Origin of the sequence: Propionigenium maris DSM 9537 (genome assembly GCF_027925155.1) — a bacterium.
In the GTDB taxonomy this organism is placed as follows: Bacteria; Fusobacteriota; Fusobacteriia; order Fusobacteriales; family Fusobacteriaceae; genus Propionigenium; species Propionigenium maris.
This window is the reverse complement of sequence record NZ_BSDY01000002.1, coordinates 82066-97297: the sequence shown is the minus strand read 5'-3', so window position 1 is coordinate 97297 and position 15232 is coordinate 82066. Positions and strand designations below refer to the sequence as shown.

The 15232-nt window shown below is 43.6% G+C and carries 20 protein-coding genes; 9 read left to right on the top strand and 11 right to left on the bottom strand.

From position 1 onward, the window contains the following. Positions 1-44 precede the first annotated feature (44 nt). The gene (zupT, locus tag QMG11_RS02385; RefSeq protein WP_281833186.1) at positions 45-908 is read left to right on the top strand and encodes a zinc transporter ZupT; all 864 of its coding nucleotides are present in this window, start codon (positions 45-47) and stop codon (positions 906-908) included. Between the two features lie 458 nt (positions 909-1366). Here zupT and QMG11_RS02380 read toward each other — a convergent pair whose 3' ends face one another. Beyond that, entirely contained in the window at positions 1367-2542 is a 1176-nt protein-coding gene (locus QMG11_RS02380; protein ID WP_281833185.1) for an RtcB family protein, read from the bottom strand. A 154-nt stretch (positions 2543-2696) separates the two neighbouring features. On the opposite strand from QMG11_RS02380, the gene QMG11_RS02375 reads away from it, so the two are divergent. Together QMG11_RS02375 and QMG11_RS02370 are read left to right on the top strand one after the other, a co-directional pair. Beyond that, positions 2697-2900, top strand: coding sequence for a hypothetical protein (locus tag QMG11_RS02375; RefSeq protein ID WP_281833184.1), 204 nt, complete (start codon positions 2697-2699; stop codon positions 2898-2900). A 10-nt stretch (positions 2901-2910) separates the two neighbouring features. Beyond that, positions 2911-3276, top strand: a complete 366-nt coding sequence (locus QMG11_RS02370) for a SpoIIAA family protein (RefSeq protein ID WP_281833183.1) — start codon at positions 2911-2913, stop codon at positions 3274-3276. A 120-nt stretch (positions 3277-3396) separates the two neighbouring features. On the opposite strand, the gene QMG11_RS02365 is transcribed toward QMG11_RS02370, so the two are convergent. Beyond that, positions 3397-3777: a DUF1622 domain-containing protein gene (locus QMG11_RS02365; protein ID WP_281833182.1), complete on the bottom strand. Its 381-nt coding sequence runs from the start codon at positions 3775-3777 to the stop codon at positions 3397-3399. Positions 3778-3902: 125 nt separating this feature from the next. On the opposite strand from QMG11_RS02365, the gene QMG11_RS02360 reads away from it, so the two are divergent. Both QMG11_RS02360 and QMG11_RS02355 read left to right on the top strand, forming a co-directional pair. Then, entirely contained in the window at positions 3903-4391 is a 489-nt protein-coding gene (locus tag QMG11_RS02360; protein WP_281833181.1) for a nucleotidyltransferase family protein, read from the top strand. A 62-nt stretch (positions 4392-4453) separates the two neighbouring features. After that, positions 4454-4756 (top strand): DUF504 domain-containing protein, encoded by a 303-nt coding sequence (locus QMG11_RS02355; protein ID WP_281833180.1) that lies wholly within the window; start codon positions 4454-4456, stop codon positions 4754-4756. A 92-nt stretch (positions 4757-4848) separates the two neighbouring features. Here QMG11_RS02355 and QMG11_RS02350 read toward each other — a convergent pair whose 3' ends face one another. Genes QMG11_RS02350 through QMG11_RS02335 form a run of 4 tightly spaced genes read right to left on the bottom strand, consistent with a single transcriptional unit; the run spans position 4849 to position 6365 of the window. Further along, positions 4849-5379 (bottom strand): GNAT family N-acetyltransferase, encoded by a 531-nt coding sequence (locus QMG11_RS02350; RefSeq protein ID WP_281833179.1) that lies wholly within the window; start codon positions 5377-5379, stop codon positions 4849-4851. 50 nt (positions 5380-5429) lie between these two features. Next, on the bottom strand, positions 5430-5873 hold the full coding sequence (locus tag QMG11_RS02345; RefSeq protein WP_281833178.1) for a GNAT family N-acetyltransferase: 444 nt from the start codon (positions 5871-5873) through the stop codon (positions 5430-5432). Positions 5874-5898: 25 nt separating this feature from the next. Then, on the bottom strand, positions 5899-6090 hold the full coding sequence (locus QMG11_RS02340; RefSeq protein ID WP_281833177.1) for a hypothetical protein: 192 nt from the start codon (positions 6088-6090) through the stop codon (positions 5899-5901). Positions 6091-6110: 20 nt separating this feature from the next. Continuing rightward, positions 6111-6365: a hypothetical protein gene (locus QMG11_RS02335; protein ID WP_281833175.1), complete on the bottom strand. Its 255-nt coding sequence runs from the start codon at positions 6363-6365 to the stop codon at positions 6111-6113. Positions 6366-6560: 195 nt separating this feature from the next. Here QMG11_RS02335 and QMG11_RS02330 point away from each other — a divergent pair, with 195 nt between their 5' ends. Beyond that, the gene (locus QMG11_RS02330; protein ID WP_281833174.1) at positions 6561-7595 is read left to right on the top strand and encodes a hypothetical protein; all 1035 of its coding nucleotides are present in this window, start codon (positions 6561-6563) and stop codon (positions 7593-7595) included. 191 nt (positions 7596-7786) lie between these two features. Here the strand turns inward: QMG11_RS02330 and QMG11_RS02325 are convergent, their stop codons facing one another. From QMG11_RS02325 to QMG11_RS02315, 3 genes are all read right to left on the bottom strand, one after another. Then, the gene (locus QMG11_RS02325) at positions 7787-8272 is read right to left on the bottom strand and encodes a MarR family winged helix-turn-helix transcriptional regulator (protein ID WP_281833173.1); all 486 of its coding nucleotides are present in this window, start codon (positions 8270-8272) and stop codon (positions 7787-7789) included. A 97-nt stretch (positions 8273-8369) separates the two neighbouring features. Further along, on the bottom strand, positions 8370-9044 hold the full coding sequence (locus tag QMG11_RS02320; RefSeq protein ID WP_281833172.1) for a metallophosphoesterase family protein: 675 nt from the start codon (positions 9042-9044) through the stop codon (positions 8370-8372). Between the two features lie 97 nt (positions 9045-9141). Further along, positions 9142-9342, bottom strand: a complete 201-nt coding sequence (locus QMG11_RS02315; protein ID WP_281833170.1) for a cold-shock protein — start codon at positions 9340-9342, stop codon at positions 9142-9144. A 351-nt stretch (positions 9343-9693) separates the two neighbouring features. Here QMG11_RS02315 and QMG11_RS02310 point away from each other — a divergent pair, with 351 nt between their 5' ends. The 3 genes from QMG11_RS02310 to QMG11_RS02300 all read left to right on the top strand — a co-directional run bounded on the left by QMG11_RS02310 (position 9694) and on the right by QMG11_RS02300 (position 12708). Then, the gene (locus QMG11_RS02310; protein WP_281833168.1) at positions 9694-10614 is read left to right on the top strand and encodes a DMT family transporter; all 921 of its coding nucleotides are present in this window, start codon (positions 9694-9696) and stop codon (positions 10612-10614) included. A gap of 268 nt (positions 10615-10882) precedes the next feature. Further along, the gene (locus tag QMG11_RS02305) at positions 10883-12103 is read left to right on the top strand and encodes a DUF819 family protein (RefSeq protein ID WP_281833161.1); all 1221 of its coding nucleotides are present in this window, start codon (positions 10883-10885) and stop codon (positions 12101-12103) included. A 212-nt stretch (positions 12104-12315) separates the two neighbouring features. Beyond that, positions 12316-12708, top strand: coding sequence for a hypothetical protein (locus QMG11_RS02300; protein WP_281833160.1), 393 nt, complete (start codon positions 12316-12318; stop codon positions 12706-12708). Positions 12709-12837: 129 nt separating this feature from the next. Here QMG11_RS02300 and QMG11_RS02295 read toward each other — a convergent pair whose 3' ends face one another. Beyond that, on the bottom strand, positions 12838-14079 hold the full coding sequence (locus QMG11_RS02295) for a glutamate-5-semialdehyde dehydrogenase (protein ID WP_281833159.1): 1242 nt from the start codon (positions 14077-14079) through the stop codon (positions 12838-12840). Between the two features lie 10 nt (positions 14080-14089). Further along, a complete protein-coding gene (gene proB / locus QMG11_RS02290) occupies positions 14090-15211 on the bottom strand; it encodes a glutamate 5-kinase (RefSeq protein ID WP_281833158.1) in 1122 nt (373 codons plus the stop codon). Positions 15212-15232: the final 21 nt, after the last annotated feature.

Below are 15232 nucleotides of genomic sequence, written 5' to 3'. Positions count from 1 at the left end.
TATATCATTAAAATGAAAACTAGGTAATTAAGGGAGTGGGAATCATGTGGGATAGTACAGTATTATTTGCCTTTGGGCTCACATTGTTTGCAGGTCTTTCAACTGGTATAGGGAGTGCTCTGGCATTTTTCGCCAAGAAGACCAATACTAAATTTTTATCTATAGCCCTTGGTTTTTCTGGGGGAGTAATGCTCTATGTTTCCTTTGTGGAGATATTTATTAAGGCCAAGGATGCCCTTGTGGCTGAGCTGGGATACAGGGGTGGATACTGGGCAACAACGATAGCTTTTTTTGGAGGTATACTTCTCATAGCCATAATCGATAAAATGGTACCTACCTTTGAAAACCCCCATGAGATGGCGGGAATAGAGGATATGGTGGAGATAGATGAGATAGAGGAACACCTAAAGGAGATGGAGGAAAAGCAGGTTAGTGAACACGAGGGAAAGAGAAGCAGCTCCCTCTACAGGATGGGAATATTCTCAGCCCTTGCCATAGGTATCCATAACTTTCCAGAGGGACTGGCAACATTCACCTCAGCTCTAAAGGATCCGGCTCTGGGGATCTCCATAGCTGTTGCTATAGCCATCCACAATATCCCAGAGGGGATAGCTGTTTCCGTACCAATCTACTATGCTACGGGGGATAAGAAGAAAGCTTTCTATTACTCCTTCCTTTCTGGCTTATCGGAACCAGTGGGGGCTCTTGTGGGGTATGTGCTTCTATACAGGTACTTCAATGACCTTGTATTTGGTATCCTCTTTGCAGGGGTAGCGGGAATCATGGTATTTATATCCCTAGATGAGCTTCTTCCGGCAGCTCAGAGGTATGGAGAGCACCACCTCTCTATCTATGGCCTTGTTGCAGGGATGGTAGTGATGGCTGTGAGTCTTCTGCTCTTTGTGTAGCTATATTTAAAATGGAAAAAACTTTATATTTTAAAAAGAGGAATGTCCACAAGGAACGCTCCTCTTTTTTTGTTTCTTAAAGAAAGTATAGAGCTCTAAAGATATCCAGAAGTAAATATATGGCAACCCTCCCTTTAGTTTTTGAAATACATAGGAGATATCTTAGTGTTCATTTCTTTTGTCACCCAATACCCCAAGGGTACTTCCTCACTCTGTTCACAGCGAAGAAAACGAACCAAAGAAAATCTGCCCTTCTTTATTATTTCTCATAAGCAGGATTATTAACCTACGGTCTCTTTAAGCTACAGTCCTCCCTTTTGATGTAATAATTTATAGTATAGCGGTGCGGAACTTATTCTGTTGTACGGCCTAGCTTATTTTTAAGCATAAAGCTAGATCGATATAAAGAAGGGAAGAAGTCAATACTTTTAAAATGTAGTTGCTTTAGTTGTTTTTATTTATGCCTTGAAGTTGTAGAGGGGGGTGATCTCATGGATAACCTCTACACAGGGTTCCAGAAGGGTCATAATCTCCTTCTTGGGTTTGTATGCTTTTGGGGCCTCATCCAGGGTGCTCTGAGAAACTGAGGAGGTATAGATCTTCTTCATACTGTCTCTAAACTCCTCCATGCTGAGAAGGTCCCTGGCTTTTCTTCTGGAAAGTACCCTCCCTGCTCCGTGGGGAGCTGAGAAGTTCCAGTCGGGATTCCCCTTTCCTTTTGCAACTATGGAACCGTCCCTCATATTAAATGGGATGATGAGTTTTTCTCCCTTGTGGGCAGAAACAGCCCCCTTTCGAAGGATGCCGTCCTCAAAATTAAAGTAGTTGTGGACACTCTCCCACAGGGGTGAATCTTCCCCAAGATGGGTGAGAGGCTTCCCCTGGAGGGCAAGGGAGATTCCCCTTTCTATGTAGAAGGGATCCATATTGAGGTGGTGAACTATCCTCAGGATCATAAAAAGCCTGTTGAGGGTGGCAAAGGACTGGCAGGTTCTCATATCATCCAGATAGTGGAGAACCTCTCCTCTCTCGAGATACTTCAGGTCCCGGGGCACATCCTCCCTGCAGTGGGATTCTGCAATTTTTTGGTGGTACTGGGCCACCTGGTGTCCCAGGTGTCTGGAACCAGAGTGCACAACCAGGTACTTTCTGCCGGTAGTGTCTGCAGATACCTCTATAAAGTGGTTTCCAGATCCCAGGGAACCAATGGAAGCCATATGCCTGTCAAACTTTGTATTTGTTTTATCTGATAGGTGGAGGATCTTTTTTGTGAACTCCCGGGGGAAATCCTCCTCCTTCCAGCTCCTATTTACATCGTGGCCATGGGGAATCTGCCCCCTGATAAACTTATCAAGGTAGCGGAAGTTTATATCGACTTTTCCCAGCTCAAAAACCGTTACCCCACACCCTATATCTACCCCTATAATATTCGGAATCATAAATTCAGGGGAGTGGGAGCACTCCATGGTAAGGCCTATAACCGAACCCTTCCCAGAGTGAACGTCGGGCATAACCCTTATCTTATTTCCAGAAAAGATCCTCAGAGAGCAGATCTCCTGGATCTGTTTTATACAATTTTCCTCAAGGTTTTCGGTGAAAACCTTAGCAGTGTTAAACTGTCCCTTTATATTCATAGTCAACCTCCTGATCTTTAATTATAACCTATGAAATCTCTAAGTTGAATGAAAAAATATCTCAGAGGAAATCTTTTACAGGTCTTATGGATTTTCAGAGGAAGGAAAGGATGGAGAGACGGGGTAAAAATGGTTAAGGAAGGGAGGAAAAAGTATGAGGTTCATAGGAATTATAGTAGTGGTACTTTTTATATTTATTCTGATGAAGTTTTATATGGGCATGTCCTTAGACGGTAAAGATAATGAAGTAATAAAGCAGAGGGAGATCTACAGGGAATCTCAGGAGAAGTTAAAGAGGGCTACTAAAACCTTGGAGTTGGAGTATGGGAAGTATGAGGATATTGAGGGAAGAGAGTAAAGGAGGAAGTATGATCAGAGAACTGCCAGAGAGTCAGGGAGCTATCCTAGGTTTTGAAATTACAGGAAAGGTATCCCTAGAGGAGGAGAAGAAGTGGATAGAGAGGATAGAGGAAGCAGTAAGGGAGTACGAGAAGGTAAGTACCCTGGTAGTTTTGTCCGATGAAGCACATTGGGGTATAAAAGCAGGGATAGAGGACCTGAGGTGGCTTACCGCTCACATGAAGGAGCTGGATAAGATAGCCCTTGTTTCAGACAGGAAGATATGGAAGTGGCTGGTGGCCCTGGATGGACCATTTGCCAAGATAGCAGGGATCAATGAGAAGCACTTTCAGCCAGATAAGATAGAGGAGGCCTGGAAGTGGATCAGGGAGTAGGAAGAAGGTGCTGGCAAGGTTTAAGGGAGAGTTTGTGGCACTAAAAAAGTCATAGAGATTTAAAAAAGGGAGGGTTACCTCCCTTTTCTTTATAAGTTAAACTCCTTGAAATTTATATATCTAATGTTTTTTAGGTGAAGCGGATTTACAGGGAACCTCCTCTCCCTGCCAGGGCCAGCGCCCGTGGACCTCCAGGTGGATTGTAAATACCAGCATAGTCCAGATGACTACAAGTAAACCAAGGCTGGCTACCCCTGAAAGGGTGGGGTTTACGGTAACTGTACGGATAATATCCCCTGCAACGAGAAAATCCAGCCCCAGGACCATATTGCTTTTAATATTCTTTCGAAAGTCGGTGATGAGGGTATTCCTGTCCTTTCTCTTAAAACAATGGACAGCTGATATTCCAGCGTATATAAAGCCAATGGCTATAATGATTACACCTACCGCTTCTATGGTGTGGGCAATGGAACTCCCCACAGGGGAAAATTTATTTATCATATCCATCCTCCTTTTCAAAACCTCTATAGGTATTACGCCCCATTCCCTGCCTTCCCTTTAAAAAGTTTCTGAATGTATCCTTCATTTGCTATAATGATGGAATAGAGCTTTATTGGAGGTAGGAGATGGGTGACAGACTTAGAGATGTATTGAAGAGGGTAGCCAAACTTTTAAATAATGGGGGTATTACCTGGGCAGTGGGGGCCTCTGTAATGCTGAATCATTACGGGCTAGTAGAGGAGACTGGGGATATAGATATCATGGTTAGTATGGAGGATATCCAAAGGCTGGATTCAATACTCTCTAAATTGGGAGAGAGGGTAGTGGGGGTTCCAGATGAGACCTATAAAACCAAGTATTTCTATGAGTATATGATAGATGGGGTAGAGGTGGATGTTATGGCTGGCCTCTGTGTCCACAGAGAAGGCAGAGACCACTCCTTTCCCTTTAATAGGGATTCCATTGGGGAGTGGATGGAGGTGGATGGAGTAGAGGTACCCTTGGCTAAGCTGGAGGAGTGGTATGAGATCTATAAGGTGCTTCCTGGAAGGGAGAGGAAGGCGGAAGCCATAGGAAAGTATCTGGACTCTCACCATCCTAGAAGGAAAAGTTAAAGGTCATAAGAAGATTGAGGTAAGGAATTAGAGAATTTCATTGAAGGGATTGGAGGAAGCCTATGATACCTATTCAGGATCTTATAAACAGAATTAAGTGGGATGAGGAGTTTAAAAGGGGAGAGTTTAAGATTGGCTACTATGACAGGTTTAAGAAGGATATTATCTACGTGTCCTTCAGTGAGATAGACTTTGTTCCTGAAAATCACTTCCTTTTTGAGATGACCGATGCCCAGGGAGAGGTCCATACCATCCCACTTCACAGGGTTAGGAGGGTCTATAAGAATGAGAAACTCATATGGGAGAGAAGGGCCCAAGAGATCCTGGAGGAATGCGTTGTAGAGGATGAGGATGAGATTCTGTAATTTGTATTCTAAAATCCATTAAAAGATAAAAAGCAGGCGAGGATTACCTCTTCACCTGCTTTTTTATTTACTTTTTTATTTAAAGTGTGAACCTACTTATAAAATCCGTAGATAGCCAGATCCACTAACCTTCCGTGGAGGTTTTCGGAATTTTTAATTATTCCCTCCAGATTGAATCCAAGTCTCTCACAGACACTTCGGCTGGGCTGATTTTCAGATGCTGCTGCAATCTCTACCTTTTCCATTCCCATCTCATCAAGGGCATACCTTGTAAGGTAGTCCACAGACCTAGTAATAATACCCTTCCCCTGGTATTTAGAGGAGAGCCAGTATCCTATCTCCACCTTCTTGAGGGGTCTGAGGATCTTGTTGTAGCTTACTACCCCTACGATATCTCCTCTATACTCAATGGCACAGGTCATGGATCTCCCCTCTGCAAAGGCCACAATGGAGTTTTTGATAAAGAGTCTAGAGTCCTTTACACTTTTAGTGTAGGTAGGCCATGGAAGCCACTTATTCAGGTGTTCCCTATCGGAATCCACAAGTTGAAAGATGGTATCTGCCAGCTTTTCAGTTAAAAATACAAGGTTTATTTCTGAGTCTACTTTTAATTTAAATAACATAATCCTCCTCTAAAACTCTCGATATATTGATCTTATACTTCTTTATCTGTCTACTTAAGCTGAAGGCACAAGGTATTGGGGAAAAATCCCAGCTTCCTATAAAAGGAGATAGCATCATCATTTTCATAGGCTACCCTTACTCCTATGGAACTACATCCTCTGCCCTTCATCCATTCTAAATGTTTACTTGAAAGGGTTTTTCCTACTCCCAGCCCTCTGCTTTCTTCGGTTACGTGGAGGGATTCCAGCTCTCCCTTTCCACCTGTAATCTTGGAGATACAGTACCCAATATATCTTCCATCTCTCTGGGCAACTGTTACCTTAATCTCTTCCCTGCTTCTATTCCTTAAGTTTTGCATCCTCTCCTCAAAGGTAATGGAGGTATAGAGCTCCTTAAAGTGTCTGGATATCTTCTGATGGAAGATCCTATTACTCTCCCAGAGCTCCTCTATTACCCCTACCTCTTCAGGGTCGATATCAAAAATTTTATACATCCCTTCCCCTCCTTAGCTGTTGTATCTATCTTCTCAGGGTAGCTATGAGCCTCTTTGGTTCCCTGAAGTAGGTGAGAGCATCCAGGGGAGAGGTGCATACTATATCTGTTGACATAAGGGTCTGAGTACAGATCCCCTCCCGGTGAAGGATTCCTATTCCCAGGACAGATTCCCTTAGCATGAGGATATCATTTCTTCCATTTCCCAGGGCTGCCACCCTGTTTCTGCCAAGGCTTGCTACATACTCTGCCTTAGCCCTGTCCTGCTCCTCTGGGCCGATCTTGTGTATGATACCGGAACCCCCTGCAGCTCCCTTTCCACAGACCCAAAGGTATCTGCTGTAATAACGTGGATAGTGACCTCCTCAGCCAGCTTCCCCATGAGCTCAGCCACTCCCTCTATAAGTCTGCCATCTAAAGCTATGGTTCCATTGTAGTCTGAGACTATGTGGTCTATCTCCAGGGTTTCCCCTCCTGGAATAATAATTTTCATTGAGAACGCCTCCTTATTTTTGAAAGAGTATATTCCTCTGGGGGAGATTTGTCAATGCTTATGAGGGAAGGAGATAAGATTAAACCTTCCTTATAAATGGGCGTTTAAAAGTTTTTTAGAAAAAAACTATGCTATACTTACCTAAAAGAAGTTAAATAGGAGAATTAAAATAAAGTTTAAAGAGGTGGGGGAAGTATGAGGATTGCACTTGTAGGTTGTGGTGGAGTGGGAAGAGCCTTTCTGAAACTCATGGGAGAGAAGGGAGCAACATCTAGAGAGAAAGATTTAAATATACAGGTAAACTATATTATTGATGTGGATGGTGGTATCTATAGCCCAGAGGGAGTAGATTGCAGGAAGCTGCATGAATTTCTGGAGAGGGGCGGCAGGGTAGCTGATTATCCCGCAGGAGGAAGTTACGATATAAACCTTGAGAGGGGTCTTTCTCAGGGTGACATGGATGTGATGGTGGAGCTGACCCCTACCAACAAGGATACAGGGGAACCGGGACTTACCCATATAAGAAAAGCACTGGACAGGGGGACCCACGTGGTTACCGGAAACAAGGGGCCCATCCTTTTGGCCTACAGGGAGCTAAATGAGCTGGCAGCCAGGAGAGGGGTTCAGCTGGGGATAGGGTGCACCACTGGAGGAGCCCTTCCCTCTATAAATGCTGGACTTATAGATATGGCCGGAGCGGAGATAGAGTCCATAGAGGGGATCCTCAATGGGAGCACCAACTTTATCCTCAAGGAGATGGAGGAGAGGGGTGTGGAGTATGGAGAAGCCCTAAAGAGAGCCCAGGAGCTGGGAATAGCTGAGACGGATCCAAGGCTAGATGTAGAGGGATGGGACACGGCTTCAAAGCTTCTCATCCTAACAAATGTCCTTATGGCTGGGGATAAAACCCTTGAGGATATAGGTGTAGAGGGGATTACAGGACTTACCCCTGAAGATATTGCAGCAGCCAGGGAGGAGGGAAGCAGGTATAAGCTTATCGGTAGGTCTCAGGTCATAGAGGGAAAGGTCGTAATGAGTGTGGAGGCAGAGAAGGTAGGGGTAGAACATACCCTTTATGGAGTAGAGGGTAAAAATAAAGCGGTGAGGTATACCTCCTCCACCCTGGGAGACCTGACAGTTATAGGAGGGGCATCGGGAACTATCCCGGCAGCAGCTTCCATCTACAGGGATATTGTGAATATAGCAAGGGGCTATAGATTTTCTCAGTAGTATAAAAAAGAAGCTCTAGAGGAGCTTCTTTTTTTATTTAAAACTATGGGAAGTAGTTTTGCAGAAAGAGTTTCAATCAAGGGTATAGCTAACTCAAAAAAGCCCCTGTGAACCTGGGGCTCAATTAAATTATTTGAAGTGATGACTATGGGCAGCTGGGAAAGTGGCCATAGAAGTATTCAAGCTAATAGTCAGTCATTAAGTTTTCCCTGGAATATATCGTTCATCCTCTCCATGACACTATAAAAGGTCACCATATCCTTCCATGAAATTCCGTTGGCGTTGATCTTTTGAAAAAATTTGATCCTTTCCTTGTCCACTGCTTTAAACATCTCCATTCCTGGAGAAGTTATCCTTATTATTTTTTTATTTCCAGCTTTTTCTCTTTCAATTAAGTTATTTTTTTCTAAGTTTTTAATGATATTCAGGATATACTTAGAACTATAGGGAAGCTGCCTTGAAAGACTGTAGTAGGTAGTTTCTCCTAGTTTACTGAGACAGCTCAGAAGAAAGAACTCTGGAGTCGTGATATGAATCCCATTGAAGTTAAATTGCTCAAAGTATAGGGAAATATTCTTATAAAAAAGAACAGTCTCCCCAAATGTACACTTCCCTAATATAGTATCCCTCAATGGTTCTTCATCTTTAATTAATGCCCGAACTTCTTTTTCCTCCATGATTTAACCTTATATTTAATACCTTCTTATATTAAGTGTACCATATAAAATTAAAATGTTTTAATAATGAAGCAAAAAAGTAGAAGAAGTTAAGAGATTAACCTTTACCTCTTTGAATCTCCTCTATGAGTTCCTCTGGAAATCCCTCCTCCCTCAGGGAAGCGACAGTGGAGGCTACATCGTACTCTACCTCTACAATCTCCGCCACCACATGGTCCTCCTCTAAAGTAAGGAGGGCATAGCTGGCATAGGGGCTTCCAAACTTGGGTTTTCCCACACTTCCGCAGTTGACCATCATCTTATTGTTATAAAAGTCGATGTAGGGGATGTGGGTGTGGGCAGCTATAAGAATATCTTCCTCAAGAGATAGGAGGGCTTCCAGGGTGTTTTCCTCCCCCTCTCTCAGGTACTCCCTGCAGCTTTTAAGGCCTCCATGAACCAACTTTAACCTGTTTCCCTCTATGGTGAGGGAGATATCCCTTGGGAGGTTTCTTAAAAATCTTATATTTTCAGGGGTGAGGGTGTTGTAGGTCCACTCCTTGATCTCATCTCCCTTAAAATCTTCAAAGACGATGTCCCTATCGTTGTTACCTATAATGGCTTCAATACCCTCACCTCTTATGGTGTCCACAACCTCATTGGGCCTGTTGAGGTACCCCACAAGATCTCCCAGACAGTAGATCCTGTCCGTATTATTTTCACGGATACTCTTCAGAACAGCCTTCAGTGCCTCCAGGTTGGAGTGGATATCTGAAATAAATGCAACCTTCATCTTACTCTCCTTTACAAAATCTGTATAGCCTCCTTAGAGGCTGGATAAAAAGTGTAGAAAACAAAAAACCTGCCCTACAGGGCAGGTATTAGTATGACTATCTAGGAGTTACATTAGAAGCCTGAGGACCCTTAGCACCTTCAGTGATCTCGAAAGTTACTTCCTCACCCTCCTCTAAAGTTTTAAATCCAGGCTTGTTGATCTCTGAGAAGTGTACGAATACATCAGTTCCATCCTCAGCAGTGATAAATCCAAATCCTTTTTCTCCATTGAACCATTTAACTTTTCCATTTACCATTTCTTGACTCCCCCTATAAAATAATTACTTAAGCAAAAAATAAATTTCATAAACCCCAATAAAAGTTCTCTTCAATTCTTTTTACGCTTACATTAGATTCTACTTCTAAAAATACCCTACGTCAATAGCAGAAGGAGAATATTTGAGGAACTTAAGGTGGGAGGGAAGGTTTTACCTTCAACTATAGAGGGGGAGCACAGGATATATGGAGCTCCTGCCTTGATTTTCTTCAAAATACATCCTTTAAAAATTAACTTAATTTAAGATAGAGTTTCACAACCATCCTTTTTTCTTGATAAATAACCTCCTTGCTGTTAATATGTACATATATTGTATTGAAAGGAGAGAAAGGTGAATAAGAGTACTTTGACTTTGGAAAGCAGAGGTGTCATGGGGGTAGTAAATAAAAACCTTATGATAATAGCCACCCTCTTCTTTTCAGGAGCCTTTATAGCAGGAAAGTTTTCAGTGGCAGAGTTTCCAGTGTATTCTCTGACATTTTTTAGATTTTTAATAGCGGCAGTGGTATTGTTTTTTATACTTAGGATAAAAGGGGTGGATCTTAGCTTGGAGAAAAGGGATATCCCAAGGGTGGTTCTTCTGTCTCTTCTTGGGATGGTGGGATACCATGTGTTTTTCTTTACAGCCCTAAAGCATACCAGCAGTGTGAATACCTCCCTTATAGCTGCCATGAATCCCATTGTGACCACGATAATGGCCTCTATATTTTTAAAGGAGAAGTTTCCTAAGAAGGCCATCGGGGGAATCCTCATATCCTTCACAGGGGTGGCCCTCATCGTCACCAACGGTTCCCTGGAAGTGATAAAAAATATGAACTTCAATATTGGAGATATCTACATGCTTATGGCGATCCTCTCCTTCTCCATCTACTTTATAGTGCTTAAAGGGATAGTGGGAAGGATAGATCCTATGAAGCTTACCTTCTATGTATTTTTCTTCTGTGTAGTTATGCTGGTTCCCATGGTGATATATGAAAATCCTGTGGAGTACCTGCCAAGGACTACATCCAAGGGGTGGGGAAGCCTCATCTATATGTCTATCTTTGCTTCAGTGGTGGCTTATCTCATCCAGCAGATATCTGTAAAGAGGATTGGTCCAGCTAAGACCTCCCTCTATGTTAATCTGGTACCTTTGTTTTCCATGATAATGGCCTACTTTATCCTGGGAGAGGTGATTACCCTGCCAAAAATATTTGCAGGAGCCATGATAATATCAGGGGTATTGATCACCCTAAAGAGCAAGAGCAGCTAGACTGAAAGGTATAAAGACCTCTCATTTTCAGGGATTTTTCCCTGGGAATGGGAGGTTTTTTAATTTTTTTGGCAGAAAGATGGAAGTACAGAAAACGAGCAGGTAAAAGGCATTAGGAAGAAATATGAATTTTAAATTACAAATAGATTAATCTTTATAAATTAAAATTTAACGATATTTTCAGGCTTCTACTATACAATGATCGTACAAAAAACTTTGCGTACGGTTTTTGAATATTAATCAATAAAATTTGATACAGGGGGGATATATGATTACAAGTGTTTACAGTTTTTTCTCACTCTTGGTACTGTTTATAACAGGAGTACTCTACTGTGAAAAGAAGCTAAAGTTAAAAATTTTTAAGGTGATTCCAGGATTAACCTTCATCTACTTTGGGGGGATGATAGGTGCATCTATGCATGTGTGGGAGCTTACTCCACAGCTTTCTAGCTTTATAGGAAGTCTGAAGTACTACCTGCTGCCAATGATGCTATTCCTGCTACTCTTAAAAAATGACATCAGAGACGTATTTAAGCTTGGACCTAAATTAACTGGTTCCTTTCTTGCAGTAACATCGAGTATCTTAATTGGTTTTGTTATAGTGTTTATAGCTCTAAAATCTAGGTTTGAGCCTGAAGCATGGCAGAGTTTCTCGATCCTTTCATCATCTTGGGTAGGAGGATCTACTAACATGGCAGCTGCTCAGCAGGGACTTGGAGTTAAGGATGGTTCCCAGGCACTTACATATGCCTTCCTAATGGACAATATCTGTGCTTCCTTCTGGCTGGTACTTCTTATCAGTTTTGCCCCAATGAGAAAAAAGTTTAACAAGTTCTCTGGAGCAAACAGTGAGGAGGTGGACAGAATAATTTCTCATATCCATACAAATGCAGCAGCTAATGAGGATAAGAGAGACTATGAGTTTATGGACTTTATGCTAACTCTAGGTCTAGGTCTGGGAGTAGCTGGTATCGTTATGGTTCTTGGAAAACAGGTAGTTAACCCTGGAGGACTTGTAGAGGGAGATTTCCTCTATGGACTTAGAACATTCTTCAGCGGATCGGGATGGGTAGTTATTCTGGCAACTCTCTTTGGAATCCTAGGAAGTACAACTCCTCTAAAGAAGATAAAGGGACCAGACCACATGGGAAGCGTACTTCTCTATATAGTTGTAGGTCTGATTGCAACAGCTACAGACTTCTCCACTATAGATATGGGACAGGCAGCAATCTACATCATAGCTGGATTCCTGGTACTAGCTTTCCACCTGATAGTACTTCTGGCTCTTGCAAAGATATTCAAGCTGGATCTATATATCTGCGGAATAGCTTCCCAGGCAAATATCGGAGGATCGGTTTCAGCTCCAATCCTTGCGGGAACATATGATGAAGCTCTTATTCCTGCTGGACTTATGATGGGAATATTCGGGTCGGCCATAGGAACGGTTACAGCTCTAATGCTTGCCAAGGTATTAATGACCTTTGTTTAGAATTTAAAAATACTTTAGTCTATCTTTATTAATACAGATAGACTCTAGAGAAGTTAAGGCACCCCTCAGGGGTGCCTTTTTAATTTTCAAAGAATTAAAATCATCTTGCTGGTTATAAAAATTAATCGTTCATTAAATAAATTTTAATAAAGAAACTGTAACTTTATTTTGGTGTGCTTACGTATTTGACTATTTTATTGAGGAAGGCGGCTATGATTAAGAAAATTTGCTTATTGTGGATTTTCACAGCTACACTAGTGGCAGCAATGAATGGGCAGGCAGACTACTATGACTACACCTACACTCAAAAAGATTACAGTGAAACACTTCTTGAGAGGGAGGATGAGTTCATGGACAGGATGTCCAGAAGACTGGATATGTCCATAAGACCGGTGACCAACCAGGGGGGATACCATGAGTATTCATATACTCAGAAGGACTACAGTGATGTACTCCTTGGAGGGGAGGAGTATGACGGGATCAACAGGATGTCCAGGGGACAGACCCTTCAGGATGAGAAACAGGTAATAGATCAGGCAGGCTACTATGAGTACCTATATACCCAGAGGGACTACAGCCATGTACTTATAGAGGGAGAAAGATAGAAAGCCAGTGGAAGGGTGGTGAATATAGAGGCTCCTGCTGAACTCTCAGCAGGAAGGTAGGATTAAAGCAGGGAAACAGGGGCAAAAAGAAAGAGGGAATGCAGATATCTGCATTCCCTCTTTAAATTACTATCTTATCTGACCGCTTCCCCTGATAATATACTTACCAGTGGTGAGTTCCCTTACCCCCATGGGACCTCTGGCGTGAAGTTTTTGGGTGCTGATGCCTATCTCTCCCCCGAAGCCAAACTCCCCACCATCGGTAAACCTTGTGGATGCATTGACATATACGCAGGCAGCGTCCACCTCCCTCAAAAATCTTTCGGAGCTTACCACGGAGTTGGTGACGATGGCTTCGGAGTGCCCTGTACCATACTTATTGATATGGTCGATGGCCTCCTCTATCCCTTCCACCACCTTTATAGACAGGATGGGAGCCAGGTACTCTGTATCCCAGTCCTCCTCAGCAGCAGCTACGGCTCTTGTCATATAACCGATACCCCTCTCATCTACCCTCAGCTCCACTCCTCTGGTAGCAAGGGCGTCCTCCACCTTCCCCAGCATCTCCATTTTGTTCACATGGATCAGAAGGGTCTCAACAGCATTACACACTCCAGGTCTCTGAGTCTTGGCGTTTATAAGGATATTCAGAGCCATATCCTCATCTACTTCCCTGTCTATATAGAGGTGGCATATACCTGCCCCAGTTTCTATTATGGGTATCTTGGACAGCTCGGTGATAACCTTCTTGAGTCCCCGTCCTCCCCTTGGTACCACAGCATCTATGAGATGGTGGAGGGAGAGAAGCTCCCCTACCAGGGAACGGTCGGTTTTTTCCACCAGCTGAACAGCTCCCTCTGGCATTCCAGCCTCCCTTCCAGCTTCTGTGATAAGCTTGGCAAGAGCCTTGTTGGAGTTTATGGCATCGCTTCCTCCCCTGAGGATGATAGCATTCCCCGACTTAAGGCAGAGACCTGCTGCATCTACAGTTACATTGGGACGGGATTCAAAGATCATGGCGATGACCCCTATGGGAACCCTGACCTCCTCTATCTTGAGGCCGTTTTCCAGGGTCCATCCCCTTATGGATTCCCCCACTGGATCTGTAAACTCAGCCATCTTAATGAGCCCGGAAGCCATGGCATATATCCTCTCAGGGGTGAGGGTAAGCCTGTCTATAAAAGCCTCTGCAAGTCCCCTCTCCCTTCCTGCTGTAAGGTCCTTCATATTCTCCTCTATGATATACTCGTGGGATGCCCTTAATTTCTCCCCCATAGCTGTGAGTATCCTGTTCTTATCCCTTGCCTTCATCCTTCCCAGAGCTTTTGAGGCTCCCTTGGCTCTCTGAGCCATATTTAATATATAATCCATTCCTTCCTCCTTAATTTCTAAACATATTATTGCTGTGTACAACCTCCTTGTACTCCTGGTAGCCCAGGATCCCCTCTATCTCAGAGGTTTTGGCTCCCTTGATGAGTTCTACCTCCCTAGAGGAGTAGTTTACGATCCCAGCAGCTACCTCGCTTCCCTCTGATGTACAGAGGGAGACGATGTCCCCCTTGAGAAAATCTCCCTTCACCCCTGTGATCCCACCGGGAAGAAGACTCTTTCCCTGGCCTATGGCCCTGCAAGCTCCAGAGTCCAGTATGAGAGTTCCTGCTCTGTTGGATCCATACTTTATCCAGTGTTTCTTAGCACTTACAGGGTGAGACCCTGGAACAAACAGGGTTCCTGCCTGGTGCCCATCCATGATATCCACCAGGATGTGGGGATCCTCCCCATTTGCTATGAGCATCTTCACACCCTTGGAGGTGGCTATCTCAGCTGCACTTATCTTTGTGGCCATTCCCCCGGTTCCAAGCTTGCTTCCTGCCCCGGCAGCCATCTCCCTTATCTTGGTATCGATTTCTGTAACCAGGGGGATGAGGGTGGCTTTTGGATCTTTCCTGGGGTCTGCAGTATAGAGCCCCTCGATATCTGAAAGGATTATGAGGAGGTCTGCATCTATAAGGGTAGCCACAAGGGCTGAGAGGGTATCGTTATCCCCCACCTTGATCTCCTCGGTAGCCACTGCATCATTTTCATTTATAATGGGGATGACCCCCTTCCTTATGAGCTCGAAACAGGCATTTCTCCCATTTAAAAATCTCCTTCTGTCTGCAAAGTCTCCCCTGGTGAGAAGGAGCTGTCCTATGTTTTTACCGTATTCAAAAAACAACTTCTGGTAGAGGTGGATGAGGGCTACCTGTCCCACAGCAGCCACAGCCTGCTTCTCGGGAATAGTGGTAGGCCTTTCAGATAGCTTCAACCTTCCCAGGCCTGCTCCTATGGCTCCGGAACTCACCAGGACCACCTCATACCCAATATTCTGTACGTGGGCAACAGCCCTTACCAGCTTTTCTATCTTGTCGATATTTAGGAGACCGTTTTCATGGGTAAGGGAAGAGGTCCCCACCTTGATAACGACCCTTTTTACATCTTTTAAAAGTTCTTTTCTATTCATATTCAATCCTCCTATCAGATA

What these genes read in the sequence shown, in the direction of transcription:
- zupT (WP_281833186.1), top strand. Translation starts at nt 45, where the DNA reads ATGTGGGATAGTACAGTATTATTTGCCTTTGGGCTCACATTGTTTGCA.
- QMG11_RS02380 (WP_281833185.1), bottom strand. Translation starts at nt 2,542, where the DNA reads ATGAATATAAAGGGACAGTTTAACACTGCTAAGGTTTTCACCGAAAAC.
- QMG11_RS02375 (WP_281833184.1), top strand. Translation starts at nt 2,697, where the DNA reads ATGAGGTTCATAGGAATTATAGTAGTGGTACTTTTTATATTTATTCTG.
- QMG11_RS02370 (WP_281833183.1), top strand. Translation starts at nt 2,911, where the DNA reads ATGATCAGAGAACTGCCAGAGAGTCAGGGAGCTATCCTAGGTTTTGAA.
- QMG11_RS02365 (WP_281833182.1), bottom strand. Translation starts at nt 3,777, where the DNA reads ATGATAAATAAATTTTCCCCTGTGGGGAGTTCCATTGCCCACACCATA.
- QMG11_RS02360 (WP_281833181.1), top strand. Translation starts at nt 3,903, where the DNA reads ATGGGTGACAGACTTAGAGATGTATTGAAGAGGGTAGCCAAACTTTTA.
- QMG11_RS02355 (WP_281833180.1), top strand. Translation starts at nt 4,454, where the DNA reads ATGATACCTATTCAGGATCTTATAAACAGAATTAAGTGGGATGAGGAG.
- QMG11_RS02350 (WP_281833179.1), bottom strand. Translation starts at nt 5,379, where the DNA reads ATGTTATTTAAATTAAAAGTAGACTCAGAAATAAACCTTGTATTTTTA.
- QMG11_RS02345 (WP_281833178.1), bottom strand. Translation starts at nt 5,873, where the DNA reads ATGTATAAAATTTTTGATATCGACCCTGAAGAGGTAGGGGTAATAGAG.
- QMG11_RS02335 (WP_281833175.1), bottom strand. Translation starts at nt 6,365, where the DNA reads ATGAAAATTATTATTCCAGGAGGGGAAACCCTGGAGATAGACCACATA.
- QMG11_RS02330 (WP_281833174.1), top strand. Translation starts at nt 6,561, where the DNA reads ATGAGGATTGCACTTGTAGGTTGTGGTGGAGTGGGAAGAGCCTTTCTG.
- QMG11_RS02325 (WP_281833173.1), bottom strand. Translation starts at nt 8,272, where the DNA reads ATGGAGGAAAAAGAAGTTCGGGCATTAATTAAAGATGAAGAACCATTG.
- QMG11_RS02320 (WP_281833172.1), bottom strand. Translation starts at nt 9,044, where the DNA reads ATGAAGGTTGCATTTATTTCAGATATCCACTCCAACCTGGAGGCACTG.
- QMG11_RS02315 (WP_281833170.1), bottom strand. Translation starts at nt 9,342, where the DNA reads ATGGTAAATGGAAAAGTTAAATGGTTCAATGGAGAAAAAGGATTTGGA.
- QMG11_RS02305 (WP_281833161.1), top strand. Translation starts at nt 10,883, where the DNA reads ATGATTACAAGTGTTTACAGTTTTTTCTCACTCTTGGTACTGTTTATA.
- QMG11_RS02300 (WP_281833160.1), top strand. Translation starts at nt 12,316, where the DNA reads ATGATTAAGAAAATTTGCTTATTGTGGATTTTCACAGCTACACTAGTG.
- QMG11_RS02295 (WP_281833159.1), bottom strand. Translation starts at nt 14,079, where the DNA reads ATGGATTATATATTAAATATGGCTCAGAGAGCCAAGGGAGCCTCAAAA.
- proB (WP_281833158.1), bottom strand. Translation starts at nt 15,211, where the DNA reads ATGAATAGAAAAGAACTTTTAAAAGATGTAAAAAGGGTCGTTATCAAG.